We start from the raw sequence: 15,785 nt of genomic DNA on the forward strand, positions 1-15,785 counted from the left end.
CGTACGAGCCGCCCGTGGATCACTCCGCCGACTGCACCCGCAGGGTCATGCCTTCACTGCCCACCACGCGCACCCGGGTACCGGCGGCGAGATCCGGGCCGGTCACGTCCCAGTACGCATCGGCAATCTGGACCCGGCCGCGGCCCTGCACGATGGCCGTGGGCAGGGTTGCCACGTGACCGACCAGCGCATCGGCGCGGCGGTTGAGGCTGGGTCGGTCACTCTGCCGGCCACGACCCCGGAATCGGGTGCGATAGATCTGGATGGAGATCACGCTGAGCACGACGAACGCCACCGCCTGCGAGAGCAGCGACAGGTCGAACAGCAGCAGCAACACGAACACCGCCGCGGCGGCGACGCCCAGCCAGAGCAGGAACGCGCCGGGCACCAAGGTCTCCGCGGCAATCAGCACCAGCGCCACCACCGCCCATGTGACCGCCTGCCAATCCCAGTGCATGGCTCAGCGTCCGACCCGCGGCGAAGCAGACGCCGCGCCGGGCTGCTGGCCCAAAGCGTCCTTGGCCAGCTCGGCGATGCCGGCCAGTGATCCGATCACGCCGGCCGATTCCATCGGCATCAGCACGAACTTCTGATTGGGCGCCTCGGCGAGCGCCTTGAACGCCTCGATGTATTTCTGCGCCACGAAGTAATTGATCGCCTGCACGTTGCCGTTGGAGATTGCGTTGGACACCATCTCGGTCGCCTTCGCCTCGGCCTCGGCCAGCCGCTCGCGCGCTTCGGCTTCGCGGAACGCCGCCTCCTTCTCGCCCTCGGCGTGCAGGATCGCGCCCTGCTTCTGGCCCTCGGCCTTGAGGATCTCGGCCTGGCGGAATCCCTCGGCCTCGAGGATGTTGGCGCGCTTCTCGCGCTCCGCCTTCATCTGCCGCGCCATGGCATCGACGAGGTCGCGCGGCGGTGCGATGTCCTTCAGCTCGATGCGGTTGACCTTCAGGCCCCACGGATGGGTCGCCTGGTCCACGGCCACGAGCACCTTGGCGTTGATCTCGTCGCGCCGGGACAGGGACTCGTCCAGGTCCATCGAACCGATCGAGGTACGAATGTTGGTCATCACCAGGTTGAGCGTGGCGATCTCCAGCTGGGCGACCTCGTAGGCGGCCTTGGCGGCGTCAAGGACCTGGAAATAGACCACCCCATCGACCTTGACCACCGCGTTGTCTTTGGTGATGACATCCTGGCTGGGGACGTCGAGCACCTGCTCCATCATGTTGATCTTGCGCCCGATGCTCTGGTAGATCGGCACCAGAAAGTGCAGGCCGGGGGAGAGCGTGTGGGTGTATTTGCCGAATGCCTCCACCGTCCATTCGTAGCCCTGTGGAACCATGCGCACGGCCTTGAACACGACCACCACGAAAACCACCAGCAGCACCACTGCCAAGCCCGTTCCCAGATTCATCCCTGCATCCCCTTCAATGAGAAAGCGAGTATAGACACGCGCCGGCGGCAATCGCGCGGACCGCGGTCCACGCTCGTCGGATTGGCTTGCGGACGCCTCCGGTCAGCTCGCCACCACCCGGATCTTGTGCCAGCAGGCTTCCTCCAGTGTTTCCAGCACTTCCAGGGCCTGCAGGTTCTGCAGCAACTGATCCACGCTGGTGGCTCCCAGGATCACGCTGGAGACGTGCGGGTTGCGCAGGCACCAGGCGATCGCCAGCGGCGCGGGAGCGACGCCGAACTCCCGGGCAAGAGTGGTGAACTCGCGCGCGCGCTCGATCCGCCGGTGCTCCGGGTCGCCGAGGACGAATCCACGCAACCAGCTGATCGAGGGGTCGGCCAGGCGGCTCTGCTCGGGAATGCCGTCGTTGTACTTGCCGGTCAACAGGCCCGATGCCAGGGGCGACCACACCGTCGCACCCATCCCGTACTCGGCGTACAGCGGCGCGTACTCCAGCTCGACGCGCTCGCGGTGCAGCAGGTTGTATTGCGGTTGCTCCATCGTCGGCGCGACCAGATGGTTCTGCCGCGCCACCTTGTGTGCTTCGCGGATCTGCCCCACCGACCACTCCGAGGTGCCCCAGTAGAGCACCTTGCCCTGGCGCACCAGCGCATCCATCGCCCACACCGTTTCCTCCACCGGGGTGTCGGGGTCGGGTCGGTGGCAGTAATACAGGTCCAGATAGTCGACCCGCAGCCGGCGCAGGGCGGCGTGGCAGGCGTCGGTGACGTGCTTGCGCGAGAGGCCGCGCTGGGTCGGCCGCGGCTCTTCAGTGGAGCCGAAGAACACCTTGCTGGACACGCAGTAGCCGTCGCGCGGCAGGCGCAGGTCAGCGATGACATCGCCCATCAGCGACTCGGCAACGCCGTGCCCATAGCCCTCCGCGTTGTCGAAGAAATTGATGCCGTTATCCCACGCGGCCGCGATCAACTCGCGCGCGGTGGTTCGTCCCACCTGACCGCCGAAGGTTACCCAGGCACCGAAGGAAAGGGCCGACAACTGCAGGCCGGATGAACCGAGGCGACGGTATTGCATGGTGGCTCCTTGCTGGATGGCGCGGCTGCGATGCCCGCAGTGTAAGCGCCGGCACGGCCGCGCGCGGCCGGCTGGCAGCGTTGCGGCTGGCTGGCTAGACTGGGCGCGCTGTTCCTCCGGGGAGTAGCTCGTCTGCGCGTTGGCGCAGAAGCACGCATCAACATACTTGGCCCGCCGGCCATGGTGCATGCGGCCCGCGCCCAAGCGCAGGCTGAGCGAGACCGAAGGCAGGTTTGCGCGAACAACCCATGCTGGCCAACGGCCATCGGGGCCGGGCCGCGCGGCCTGCTTTCGCCTCGCCGCCCGGCCCCTGGATATCCAATGATTGATGCGCTTCCGTTCTCGACCGCCCTCATCTCGACCGCCACGGTTGCGTTGGCGGAGATCGGCGACAAGACCCAGTTGCTGGCATTGCTGCTTGCCGCGCGATTCCGCAGGCCGTGGCCGATCATCGCCGGCATTGCGCTGGCGACGGTACTCAACCATGCCGTGGCCGCGTGGGCGGGCAGCGTGGCCGCCGACTGGCTGCGACCGGACGTGCTGCGCTGGGTGGTCGCCGCCAGCTTCATCCTCGTGGCGCTGTGGACGCTGAAGCCCGACACCCTGGACGATGACACCACGATCGCCTCGCAGAGCGCATTCATTGCCAGCACGGTGGCGTTCTTCATCGCCGAGATCGGGGACAAGACGCAGATCGCCACGGTGCTGCTCGCCGCCAAATATGTCCCGTTGTGGCAGGTCGTGGTCGGGACCACGCTGGGCATGCTGCTGGCCAACATCCCGGTGGTGCTTCTGGGCAGTCGGTTTGCCAACCGCTTGCCGTTGACTGCCGCGCGCTGGGCAGCCGCCGGGGTATTCCTGCTGATCGGGCTGTGGGTGGCGCTGCGCGGCCTGGGCTGAACACGACGCGCCGCGCGTTATCCTCGCCCTTCAGGCCTGGGGAAAAGCGATGGATGGCAACCGCAATATCGGCGGGATGGTGGGCACGGTGCTGTCGCGACCGGACGAGATCATGCTCGCCGCCGGTGCATCAGGCGAGTTGCTCGTCGCGCGCCTGCGGCTGGTACTGACCGCGGCGCTCGTGCTGCTGCCGTTGACCAACGCACTGGCCGGCGGCCAGCCCGGTGAGAGCCTGATCGGCTTCGTCGCGGCGATCGTCGTCAACATCTTTGCGGTGCTGTGGTTGATCCTCGCCCACCGCTCCCGCAATTACCGCTGGCTGCCGTTCGCCACAGCGGCCTTCGACGTCACCGCCACCACCGCGGTACTGGCCTTGCTCGGGTCGCAGCACCTGCCGGCAGCGCTCAACTCGATGGTGGTCTGGTGCTGTTACGTGCTGGCGATCCTGATGACCGCGCTGCGCAGCGACGGCCGCATCACCCTGTTGGCAGGGCTCCTGGCGCTGCTGCAGTACGGGGTGCTCAACGCGGTCGTGTTTGCCATCGCATCGCCGGAGCAGTTGCTCTCGCACGACTATGGCGCGGTGACCCGTGCCACCCAGATCCAGCGCCTGATCCTGCTGGCGCTTACCACCGCGCTCACAGCCACGATTGTCTATCGCATGCAGCGCCTGGTGCAGATGTCCGGCATCGACGGCCTGACCCGCCTGCCCAACCGGATCTGGTTGATGCACCGGATGCCGCGCCTGCTGGAAGCGGCCCACGACCAGGGCCTCAGCCTGAGCCTGGCGCTGATCGACCTGGACAACTTCAAGGCGATCAACGCCGATGTCGGCCATCGCATGGGTGACCGCGTGCTGTGCCACCTTGCCCGTGTTCTCCAGGATGGGCTGGAGGACGATGAATGGCTGATCCGCCTCGGCGGCCAGGAGCTGGTCGTGGTGATGCCGCTGCCGGTGGGCGCGGCGTGGGAACGCATGGAGGCGTTGCGGCGCCGGGTGGCCGCCCACCCGTTCGATCCGGGCACGGTGAACGACGAACCGATCCGGGTGACGATGAGCGCGGGCATCGCGGGGAGCCCCCAGGACGGACGCGATACCTCACACCTGCTGGGTCGCGCCGACCGCCGCCTGAAGATCGCCAAACGCGAGGGGCGCAACCGCGTCGTCGTTCGCGACGACTGAGCGCGCCCTTCACTAGCTGGCGGATTCCCACTACGCTGCCCGATTGCTGCGGGCCGCCGCCGCGCACCCCGAGGAAGAGAACCGGTGAGCCTGAAACTCCGACTGATCCTGCTGAACGTTCTGCAATTCTTCATCTGGGGCTCGTGGCTGCTGACCATCGGCGCCTACTGGTTCCAGAACAAGGGCTGGTCGGGCACCGGCTTTGGCGCGATCTTCTCGACCATGGGCATCGCGTCGCTGTTCATGCCCTCGTTGATGGGCATCGTCGCCGACAAATGGATCAATGCCGAGCGCCTGTACGGCATCCTCCACCTGTGCGGGGCGGCCGTACTGTTCTACCTGCCCCAGGTGGACAATCCGCAATCGATGTTCTGGGTGATGCTGCTGTGCATGCTGTTCTATATGCCGACCATCGCGCTGGCGATCACGGTGGCCTACAACGCGCTGATCGTGGACGGCCGAGACGTGGTCAACGACTACCCGCCGATCCGGGTCTGGGGCACGATCGGTTTCATCGTCGCGCTGTGGACGGTCAGCCTGCTGCAACTGGAACAGTCCGCCGCGCAGTTCTACGTTGCCGCCGGCGCCTCGCTTTTGCTCGGCCTGTACGCCTTCACCCTGCCCAAGTGCCCGCCCAAGCTGGGCAAGGGCGAGAAGCGCAGCCTGGTCGACGTGCTTGGCCTGACCTCCTTCCGGCTGTTCCGCGACCGCAACATGGCGGTGTTCTTCGTCTTCGCGATGCTGCTGGGAGCCGCGCTGCAGCTGACCAACGCCTACGGCGACACCTTCCTGCACGACTTCGCCAACGATGAGCGGTTCGCCGGCCTGCTGGCGGTGCGCTATCCCGCCATCATCATGTCGATCTCGCAGGCCTCCGAGGCGCTGTTCATCCTGACCATCCCGTTCTTCCTGAAGCGCTTCGGGATCAAGGCGGTGATGACGATGAGCATGCTGGCCTGGTTCCTGCGCTTTGGCCTGTTCGCCTACGGCGATCCGGGCCCGGGCCTGTGGATGATCGTGCTGTCGTGCATCGTCTACGGCATGGCCTTCGACTTCTTCAACATTTCCGGCTCGCTGTTCGTGGAGAGCCAGAGCGATCCGAAGATCCGCGCCAGTGCGCAGGGCCTCTTCATGATGATGACCAACGGGTTCGGTGCCGTGCTGGGCAGCGTGCTCAGTGGCTTCATCATCGAGCACTTCTTCACCTACGCCGACCAGAGCAAGAACTGGCATGGCATCTGGATGACGTTCGCGTTGTACTCGCTGGCACTGGCGGTGCTGTTCGTGCCGCTGTTCAAGCACAAGCACACCCGCGGTCCTGCCGCCGAGCGCGCTGCGGCCCGCCTCGGTGTCTGAGCCGGTCGCCATGCACGCGCCGTGGTCTGCCAAGGTGGTGGTGATCGGGTCATTCAACATCGATCACGTGTGGGCACTGCCGGCATTGCCGCAGGTTGGCCAGACGCTGGTCGGCGAGTACCACACCGGCCCGGGCGGCAAGGGTTTCAACCAGGCCACCGCTTGCGCACGCGCCGGTGCGGCGACGGCGTTTGTGTGCTCGCTGGGAACGGATGCGGGCAGCCAGATCGCTCGCGAACTGGCCCACGCGGACGGCATCACGCTGCATGTCCAGGCAAGTGACGCGCCAACCGGCACGGCCGGCATCTATGTGGACGCGGCGGGCTGCAACACCATCGTCATCGGCCCGGGTGCGAACGCCTCGCTGAGCGCGGGCTTCATCTCTGAACACGCAGCGGTACTGCAAGGCGCAGCCGTGATGATCGCCCAGCTGGAATCGCCGCCAGCGGCGGTGGAGGCCGGATTCCGCCTCGCCCGCGATGCCGGCGCGGTGACGGTGCTGAATCCGGCACCGGCGGACGCGCGGCTCGGGGCCGAGTTGCTGGCATTGAGCGACGTCATCACCCCCAACGAGACCGAGTTCTGCGCGCAGCTGCAACGCCATCAGGGTCTGGAACTCGCCGCGGACGGCGTCGCTGCACTGGATGGTGCGCAGCTGCATCGGCATTGCCGCGACCTGCTCCCCGCCGGCAGCGTGATCATCACCCTGGGCGCGGCGGGCTGCTTCGTCTCCCACCCCGAAGCTCAGCGCCGCGGCGACGCCGAAGCCTATTACCGCGTCGCCGCCTCGCCGGCAAAAGCGATCGATACCACCGGCGCGGGTGACGCATTCAACGGCGCACTGGTCGCGTCGATGGCGCAGTTCCCGGCCCGCGCGTTTGCGCGCCACGTCGCGTTCGCCACCGCTTACGCCGGCCGTGCCACCGAGCAACGCGGCGCGGCCGCCGCCATGCCGCGGCAGGCGCCGCCGCCGGACTGAGCCCGGCCCAGGGCCGAACTTCGGCCGACCGGTAGAATGGCGCCATGCAGATCGGCCCGTACACGATAGATCCGAAAGTGGTCCTGGCACCCATGGCCGGGGTCACCGACAAGCCGTTCCGGGTGCTGTGCAAGCGGCTGGGCGCAGGGCTGTGCGTGTCGGAGATGACCACCTCGGACCCACGTTTCTGGACGACCGCGAAGTCGCTGCACCGGATGGACCACGACGGCGAGCCGGCCCCGATCAGCGTGCAGATCGCCGGCACCGTGCCGGCGATCATGGCCGACGCGGCACGCCACAACGTCGACCAGGGCGCGCAGATCATCGACATCAACATGGGCTGCCCGGCCAAAAAGGTCTGCAATGCCTGGGCGGGCTCGGCCCTGATGCGCGAACCGGCGCTGGTGGCGGCAATCCTTGAGGCCGTGGTCAGCGCGGTCGACGTGCCGGTGACGTTGAAGATCCGCACCGGCTGGGCCGCCGATCACCGCAACGCGCTGGAAATCGCGCGCATCGCCGAGGCCGCCGGCATCGCCGCACTGGCGGTGCACGGGCGAACCCGCGACCAGCAGTACAGGGGACTGGCCGAGTACGACACTATTGGCGAGGTCAAGGCGGCGCTGTCGATCCCGGTTCTGGCCAATGGCGACATCGACTCGCCAGGCAAGGCCGCCCAGGTGCTGCGCTACACCGGCTGCGATGCGGTCATGGTCGGCCGCGCCGCGCAGGGCCGGCCGTGGATCCTGCGTGAGATCGGACACTATCTGGCGTCTGGTGAACTCTTGCCCGCGCCCCGCCTGGACGAGGTTCGCGATGTGCTGCTGGAGCACCTGCACGATCTGCACGCGTTCTATGGCGAACGCTCCGGCGTGCGCATCGCTCGCAAGCACCTGGGCTGGTACGCCAAGGACCATCCGGAGAACGCCGCTTTCCGCGCCGTGGTCAACCGCGCGGACACCGCCGAGGTGCAGCTCCGCCTGACCCGCGACTACTTCGATGCGCTGATTGCAGGCGTATCGCCGGAGCTGTCTGCCGCCGCTTGAGTGCACGGCGTCCATCCGGATTAACGGCGGGGAAACCCGGATTCCGGCGCGATGCGCGCAGGAGGCGATGCCTGTATGATTCGCAGCCATCCCTCTATCCGAATGTAAGGATAAAGCCCTGATGTCCAGCTACCTGTTTACCTCCGAATCGGTCTCCGAAGGCCACCCGGACAAAGTCGCCGACCAGATCTCCGATGCGGTGCTCGACGCCATCCTGACCCAGGACAAGCGCGCCCGCGTGGCCTGCGAAACCATGGTCAAGACCGGTGTGGCGATTGTCGCAGGCGAGATCACCACCTCGGCCTGGATCGATCTGGAAGAGTTGACCCGGAAAGTCATCGTCGACATCGGCTATGACAGCTCGGAGGTGGGCTTCGACGGCGCCACCTGTGGCGTCCTGAATCTGATCGGCAAGCAGTCTCCCGACATCGCCGCCGGCGTTGATGGCAACGACAAGAATCAGAAGAAGCCCGAGGAGCAGGGTGCCGGCGACCAGGGCCTGATGTTCGGCTACGCCTGCAACGAGGCGCCCGAATTCATGCCCGCGCCGATCTATTACAGCCACCGTCTGGTCGAGCAGCAGGCCAAGATCCGCAAGAAGCGCCATTCGCCGCTGCCGTGGCTGCGTCCGGATGCCAAGAGCCAGGTCACCCTGCGCTACGACAACGCCGGCCAGATCGCCGGTCTGGATGCCGTTGTGCTGTCGACCCAGCACGATCCCGGCATCAAGCAGAAGGACCTGATCGAGGCCGTGCGCGAGCACATTCTTAAGCCCGTGCTGCCCAAGGCGTGGTTGGACGCGCTGCCGAAGAACAAGATCCACATCAATCCGACCGGCATCTTCGTGATCGGTGGCCCGGTCGGCGACTGCGGCCTGACCGGGCGCAAGATCATCGTCGATACCTACGGCGGCATGGCCCGCCATGGTGGCGGTGCGTTCTCGGGCAAGGACCCGTCCAAGGTCGATCGCTCGGCGGCGTACGCGGCCCGCTACGTGGCCAAGAACATCGTCGCTGCTGGACTGGCCGACAAGTGCGAAGTGCAGTTGTCGTATGCGATCGGCGTCGCCGAGCCGACCTCGATCTCCGTCACCACCTTCGGCACCGGCAAAATCAGTGACGACAAGATCGAGCTGCTGATTCGCGAGCATTTCGACCTGCGCCCGTACGGCATCGTCAAGATGCTTGACCTGATCCATCCGGTGTACCAGTCCACCGCCGCGTACGGCCATTTCGGTCGCAAGCCCAAGGTGGTCAAGTACAAGGACTCCGACGGTGCGGAACATGAAGCCACGGCCTTCTCCTGGGAGAAGACCGATCGGGCCGAGGATCTGCGCAAGGCCGCCAAGCTGAAGTAGCAACCCGGCAGGCCGCCCTGCCCCGCCACACAAAACGGACCGCTTGCGGTCCGTTTTTTTTATGTCCGCAGTTCGAGCCGTCGACCGCCCTCCAGTCGAATCGGTGCTGACGCGCGGGTATCCCCCGGCCAGACGAGCTGTGACGCAGGCCACGGCCTTCCACTGGACGTGAATGCAGGCCTGATTTGCGCAATTCGGCACAACTGACACGCTGCGTCACTAACTGACGCACTGCACAAAGCTGTCCGGACTAATTCGAGAAAACCCCGCAACCGTGCGCCCTCAGGGTATTTGGTTTGATTCTGAGCTGTGAGGCAAAGTTTTTCCTGTTCACTACCCAGTCATTTTGTGTGATATCGCTATATCCAATCCGGTCGGAATGTGACGCGAACCGTCATCTCTTCGGATTACGCGCTTGATCACCTGCTCAGGGGTCAAGCGCGCGCCGTTTTGGCGGTCGCGCGCAGTTTCCCTGCCGCGCGACCACCGGGCGGCCATTCATGGGGAGCCGGCGCGATGCGCGCAGGGCTCCAAAAACCTGATGCCCCAACGAGAGAAGACCATCCATGCCTGTCTCGACGACACCCAATAGCGCCGCTGCATCCGCCACCTCCAATCGCCATTCTCTTGCCCGCCGAGCACCCCTCTACGTCGCTCTCGCCACGGTCCTGGCGATGAGCTCGACCGGGGTCATGGCGGCGGAAACCTGCAAGACCTCAGATTCGGCGAACGGCTCGGTCGCCACCGGCGCCCAGGCACTTGCCTGCGGCGAGGGCAGCGTGGCCAGCCGCAAGGGCGCTACGGCCATCGGCGCGTACAGCAGTGCAACGGGCAAAGAGGCAACGGCGGTAGGAAACAATGCCAGCGCCTCCAAGGCCTCCGCCACAGCGCTGGGGGCCAATGCGACGGCAAGCTCGAAGAGCGCGACGGCTGTCGGCGCCTCGGCAGAGGCCAGTGGCAGCGATTCGATCGCGGCCGGCGATTCGGCCTACGCGGAAGGCAGCGGCAGCAGCGCCATTGGCAGCGGCAGCTACGCCGGCGCAGATGAATCCACGGCGATCGGCTATCTGGCCGAAGCCACTGCGGATAACAGCGTCGCGCTGGGGGCCAACTCCCTGGCGGATCGTGAAAATACGGTGTCGGTCGGCGCGGCCGGCAGCGAACGCCAGGTAACCAACGTCGCCGCCGGTACCCAGGGCACCGACGCGGTGAACCTGGACCAGCTCAACGACGTGGCGGCCGTTGCGGACGAAACGAACAAATACTTCAAGGCCAGCGGTGAAGGCGAAGCCATCGTGGACGGCGACGACGCGGTGGCGGCAGGCAGCGATGCCTACGCCGGCGCCGACTACGCCACCGCGATCGGCGCCAGCAGCAACGCACTCGGCGAAGGTGCCTCAGCGTTCGGCAGCGGTGCAATGGCCGCCGGCGACTACGCGACTGCCAGCGGCTTCAACGCCACCGCGACCGGCACCGACAGTCTGGCCAGCGGCAGCGGCAGCGAGGCTGTTGGCGATGACAGCACCGCCGTCGGTTCCGGCGCAGCTGCGCTGGAGACCGGCAGCACAGCAGTGGGTGCGGATGCACAAGCCTCCGGCGCCTACGCCACCGCCAACGGCACCGAGTCGGTGGCCGCAGGCACCCAGTCCACCGCCAACGGCTTCCGCAGCGAGGCCGGCGGCGACGGCAGCAGCGCGATCGGTGGCTACTCCAGCGCCTCGGGCTTCCTGTCCTCGGCGATCGGCTACAGCACCGACGCCTCCGGGGATTACGCCACCGCCGTCGGCGTCGGCGCCGCCGCTGCCGGCATGAGCAGCACCGCGGTCGGTGAATCGGCCGATGCCTCCGGCCTGGAAAGCACCGCCGTGGGCGGTACGGCATTTGGCTTCATCGCCACTGAAGCCACCGGCGAGGGCAGTGCCGCGTTCGGTAACGGCGCATGGGCCAGCGGCGATGAGAGCACCTCCATTGGCTGGCTGAGCAGCGCCGATGCCGACGGTTCCACCGCACTGGGCGCCGCATCTTGGGCGGCCGAAGCCGACTCCACAGCACTTGGCTACGGCGCCTACGCCGATGCGGGCAACAGCGTCGCGCTGGGTGCCGGTTCGGTGGCCGATCGCGAGAACAGCGTCTCCGTGGGTGAGGTTGGTGGCGAGCGCCAGATCACCAACGTCGCCGCCGGTACGCAGGGCACTGACGCGGTGAACCTGGACCAGCTCAACGACGTGGCGGCCGTTGCGGACGAAACGAACAAATATTTCAAGGCAACCGGCAGCGACAACAGCGATGCAGGCGCGTATGCCGAGGGGGATGACGCCACGGCGGCCGGCGAAGCCGCTAACGCGATCGGTAACGGCGCCTCCGCGTATGGCGCTGGAGCTGACGCTATGGCCGATGGTGCGACTGCCACCGGCTACAACTCCCTGGCCCTTGGCGAAGACAGCACCGCCGTCGGTTCCGGCGCAGCTGCGCTGGAGACCGGCAGCACAGCAGTGGGTGCGGATGCACAAGCCTCCGGCGCCTACGCCACCGCCAACGGCACCGAGTCGGTGGCCGCAGGCACCCAGTCCACCGCCAACGGCTTCCGCAGCGAGGCCGGCGGCGACGGCAGCAGCGCGATCGGTGGTTACTCCAGCGCCTCGGGCTTCCTGTCCTCGGCGATCGGCTACAGCACCGACGCGTCGGGCGATTACGCCACCGCCGTCGGCGTCGGCGCCGCCGCTGCCGGCATGAGCAGCACCGCGGTCGGTGAATCGGCCGATGCCTCCGGCCTGGAAAGTACCGCCGTGGGCGGTACCGCATTTGGCTTCATTGCCACCGAAGCCACTGGCGAGGGCAGCGCCGCGTTCGGTAATGGCGCATGGGCCAGCGGCGATGAGAGCACCTCCATCGGCTGGCTGAGCAGCGCCGATGCTGACGGTTCCACCGCACTGGGCGCGGCATCGTGGGCGGCCGAAGCCGACTCCACGGCACTGGGCTACGGCGCCTACGCCGCTGCCGGCAACAGCGTCGCGCTGGGTGCCGGCTCGGTGGCCGACCGCGAGAACAGCGTCTCCGTCGGTGAGGCCGGCGGCGAGCGCCAGATCACCAACGTCGCCGCCGGTACGCAGGGCACCGACGCGGTGAACCTGGACCAGCTCAACGAGGTAGCTGGCGTCGCCGACGAGACCAACCGCCTGTTCAAGGCCAGCGGTGAAGGCGAAGCCATCGTGGACGGCGAAGATGCGGTGGCGGCCGGCAGCGATGCCTACGCCGGTGCCGACTACGCCACCGCGATCGGTGCCAGCAGCAGCGCGTTCGGCGAGGGTGCCTCCGCGTTCGGCAGCGGCGCGCTGGCAGTCGGCGACTACGCGACCGCCAGTGGCTACAACGCCTCGGCCATCGGCAATGACAGCATCGCCAGCGGCAGCGGCAGCGAGGCCAGCGGCAACTCCAGCGTGGCGGTCGGCGGACGCCGCGCCGTGCTGGACGACAACGGCAATCCGGTCCTGGATGCCGACGGCAATCCCGTCTACACCAACACCGTGGCCTCGGCGGACGACAGCACCGCGATCGGTTCCGGTGCCAACGCTTCCGAGGTCGGTGCCACGGCGCTGGGTGCGGGCGCCGACGCATCGGGTGCCTACGCCACCGCCAGCGGCAGCGAGGCGGTCGCGTCGGGCCTGCAGAGCACCGCCAACGGCTTCCGCAGCGAGGCCGGCGGCGATGGCAGCAGCGCGATCGGCGGCTACTCCAGCGCCTCGGGCTTCCTGTCCTCGGCCATCGGCTACGGCGCCGAGGCGACCCGTGACTACGCCACCGCGGTCGGTGCCAGCGCTTCGGCCAGCGGCGCCGACAGCACCGCGGTGGGCAGCGCCAGCATCGCCAGCGGCACCAACAGCGTTGCGCTCGGCGGCGCCCTGTTCGGGTTCCTGCCTACCGAGGCCTCGGGCGCCTACTCCACCGCCGTCGGTGGGGGCGCCTGGGCACCGGGCTACAGCACCACGGCGCTGGGCAACGCGGCGCTGGCCACGGCCGACAACAGCGTCGCCCTGGGTGCGGACTCGTATGCCAACCGGGACAACACCGTGTCGGTGGGCGATGTCGGCAATGAGCGCCAGATCACCAACGTCGCCGCCGGTACCGAGGACAACGATGCGGTGAACCTGGGACAGCTCAATGCCATCGCCGGTGTCGCCGACGAAACCAGTCGCCTGTTCAAGGCGACCGGTGAAGGCGAGGCGATCGTGGATGGCGAAGATGCGGTGGCAGCCGGCAGCGATGCCCTGGCCGAAGGCGACTACACGGTGGCCCTGGGGGCCAGCAGCAGCGCCATCGGTGAAGGTGCCAGCGCGATCGGTTCGGGCGCCATCGCGCTGGGTGATCAATCCACCGCCAGCGGCTTCAACGCCGTTGCCGCGGCGGACGGCGCGAGCGCCTACGGTGCGGGCAGTGCGGCGGCTGGCGAGGGTGCCACCGCAACCGGCGCCTACAGCAGCGCATCGGGTGAGCTCGCCACCGCAACGGGTTCGGAAAGTGAAGCTGCAGGCTACCTTGCCACTGCCACGGGCGCCGGCTCCGTCGCCAACGGCGATGGCGGCGTGGCAACCGGCGCACTGAGCGAAGCATCGGGGGTGGAATCCACGGCCTCGGGCTTCTTCAGCCTGGCCAGTGGCGACGCCGCAACCGCCCTGGGTGCCGAGGCCTACGCCAGCGGCGTCGAATCGGCAGCGGTGGGGTTCCTGGCCGAGGCCAGCGGCGACGTCGCCACAGCGGTCGGAGCGGAATCCGTGGCCAGCGGACTGGCCTCCGCCGCAGTAGGCGCCCTGGCCGAAGCCAGCGGCGACTTCACCACCGCGGTTGGCGCGTTGTCGGCCGCAACGGGCTACAACAGCAGCGCGCTCGGCAGTGCCGCAGTAGCGGAGGGCGAGGACAGCACCGCACTGGGCTCGGACAGCCTTGCCGAAGCCGAGGGCAGCGTTGCCCTAGGTGCCGGCTCCTACGCGGACCGCGCCGATACCGTCTCGGTTGGCAGCAGCGGGCATGAGCGGCAGATCACCAATGTCGCTGCCGGCAGCATGGACACGGATGCGGCCAACATGGCGCAGATGGGTGCCATGGCCAATGCCTTGGGCGGGGGAGCCGGGTTCTCCGGGGGCGTGTTCAGCGCACCCAGCTACATGATCCAGGGCAACAGCTACGGCAACGTGGGTGACGCCTTCGCCGCCGTGGACGGCCGCCTGAGCTCGCTGCAGAACAGTGTTGACAACTTCACCGGACCGCAGGGTCCGGCGGGCCCGCAAGGCCCAATCGGCCCGACTGGACCGACCGGACCGCAGGGCGCGGACGGCCCGGCCGGGCCGACTGGTCCCACCGGGCCCACGGGTCCGCAGGGTCCCAAGGGCGACAGCATCGTGGGCGATACCGGTCCGCAGGGTCCCCAGGGCCCGACCGGGCCAACGGGTCCGACCGGCCCAACCGGGCCGACGGGTCCACAAGGTCCGCAGGGACCCGGCGGCAGCGGCGTTGCTGCTGAGAACAGCGTCACACCCGGCAAGGGTGGCGGTCTGGCCATCGGCGAAGGCAGCGTCGCCGTCGACGAGAACGACACGGCCATCGGCAACAACGCGGTCGTTGGCGCTGCCAACAGCACTGCTCTGGGCAACAACAGCAACGTGGACCCGGCAGCCAACGACGCGGTAGCCATCGGTGCCGACACCGATGTGTCCGCGAGCGGGGGCACCGCGCTTGGCCAGGGATCGTCGGTAACGGCGCAGGGGGCGGTTGCCCTCGGCCAGGGATCGGTCGCCGATGAAGCCAACACGGTTTCGGTGGGGTCCACGGCCAATCAGCGCCGGGTCACCAACGTTGCTGCCGGCACCCAGGCCAACGATGCCGCCAATGTCGGCCAGATGCAGGCCGGCAACGCGGCAACCTTGGATGCGTCGCGCAGCTACACCGACACCACCGCAACGCAGACCTTGAACGCCTCGTACAACTACACCGATACCAGCACGACCAACGCGCTGAACTCGGCCAAGGCGTACACCGACCAGCGCATGACCGTCATCACCGACGACTTCAACATGCTCCGCGGTGAGGTGAACGATCGCTTCTACGAGGTCGACAAGCGCTTCGACCAGATGGGCGCGATGAGCGCGGCGATGCTGAACATGGCCACCAGCGCCGCCGGTGTGCGCACCCAGAACCGGGTGGGCGTGGGCGTGGGCGTGCAGGGCGGTCAAGCCGCACTTTCGCTGGGTTACCAGCGGGCCCTGTCCGACCGCGCCACCGTCACCTTCGGCGGTGCGATGAGCGGGGACGACACCTCGGTCGGCGCCGGTGTGGGCTTCGGCTGGTAAGCCTTGGCGTCGCGGGTTCCGGCCCGCGACGCCGACCACGAATTTCTGATTGCTGCTCCTGCTCCATTTTTTACTTCTGATCCTGCAACTGTTCCAACCATTGCTTAGCGCACCACCTGACACACACCACAACCAGGA

General features: G+C 67.5%; 10 protein-coding genes and 1 riboswitch. Of the genes, 7 read left to right on the plus strand and 3 right to left on the minus strand.

What is annotated here, in order from left to right; translation table 11 throughout:
• Positions 1–19 precede the first annotated feature (19 nt).
• The 3 genes from KZ491_RS08725 to KZ491_RS08735 form a co-directional block, all read right to left on the minus strand.
• The gene (locus KZ491_RS08725; protein WP_222565414.1) at positions 20–457 is read right to left on the minus strand and encodes an NfeD family protein; all 438 of its coding nucleotides are present in this window, start codon (positions 455–457) and stop codon (positions 20–22) included.
• A gap of 3 nt (positions 458–460) precedes the next feature.
• Positions 461–1,414, minus strand: a complete 954-nt coding sequence (locus tag KZ491_RS08730) for an SPFH domain-containing protein (protein WP_222565415.1) — start codon at positions 1,412–1,414, stop codon at positions 461–463.
• A 102-nt stretch (positions 1,415–1,516) separates the two neighbouring features.
• Positions 1,517–2,488 carry a potassium channel beta subunit family protein gene (locus KZ491_RS08735; protein WP_222565416.1) on the minus strand — a complete coding sequence of 324 codons (972 nt, stop codon included), beginning with the start codon at positions 2,486–2,488 and terminating at the stop codon, positions 1,517–1,519.
• Between the two features lie 113 nt (positions 2,489–2,601).
• A riboswitch (yybP-ykoY riboswitch) is annotated at positions 2,602–2,701 on the plus strand.
• A 108-nt stretch (positions 2,702–2,809) separates the two neighbouring features.
• On the opposite strand from KZ491_RS08735, the gene KZ491_RS08740 reads away from it, so the two are divergent.
• From KZ491_RS08740 to KZ491_RS12860, 7 genes are all read left to right on the plus strand, one after another.
• Positions 2,810–3,388: a TMEM165/GDT1 family protein gene (locus tag KZ491_RS08740; protein ID WP_222565417.1), complete on the plus strand. Its 579-nt coding sequence runs from the start codon at positions 2,810–2,812 to the stop codon at positions 3,386–3,388.
• A gap of 49 nt (positions 3,389–3,437) precedes the next feature.
• Entirely contained in the window at positions 3,438–4,571 is a 1,134-nt protein-coding gene (locus KZ491_RS08745) for a sensor domain-containing diguanylate cyclase (RefSeq protein WP_222565418.1), read from the plus strand.
• 84 nt (positions 4,572–4,655) lie between these two features.
• Positions 4,656–5,927, plus strand: a complete 1,272-nt coding sequence (locus tag KZ491_RS08750) for a nucleoside permease (RefSeq protein ID WP_222565419.1) — start codon at positions 4,656–4,658, stop codon at positions 5,925–5,927.
• 10 nt (positions 5,928–5,937) lie between these two features.
• A complete protein-coding gene (locus KZ491_RS08755; protein ID WP_222565560.1) occupies positions 5,938–6,906 on the plus strand; it encodes a ribokinase in 969 nt (322 codons plus the stop codon).
• A 44-nt stretch (positions 6,907–6,950) separates the two neighbouring features.
• The gene (gene dusB, locus KZ491_RS08760) at positions 6,951–7,949 is read left to right on the plus strand and encodes a tRNA dihydrouridine synthase DusB (protein ID WP_222565420.1); all 999 of its coding nucleotides are present in this window, start codon (positions 6,951–6,953) and stop codon (positions 7,947–7,949) included.
• Positions 7,950–8,070: 121 nt separating this feature from the next.
• Positions 8,071–9,306, plus strand: coding sequence for a methionine adenosyltransferase (gene metK / locus KZ491_RS08765; protein ID WP_222565421.1), 1,236 nt, complete (start codon positions 8,071–8,073; stop codon positions 9,304–9,306).
• Positions 9,307–9,980: 674 nt separating this feature from the next.
• Positions 9,981–15,647 (plus strand): hypothetical protein, encoded by a 5,667-nt coding sequence (locus KZ491_RS12860; RefSeq protein WP_222565422.1) that lies wholly within the window; start codon positions 9,981–9,983, stop codon positions 15,645–15,647.
• Positions 15,648–15,785: the final 138 nt, after the last annotated feature.

It is taken from the genome of Novilysobacter antarcticus (assembly GCF_019802285.1).
In the GTDB taxonomy this organism is placed as follows: Bacteria; Pseudomonadota; Gammaproteobacteria; order Xanthomonadales; family Xanthomonadaceae; genus Novilysobacter; species Novilysobacter antarcticus.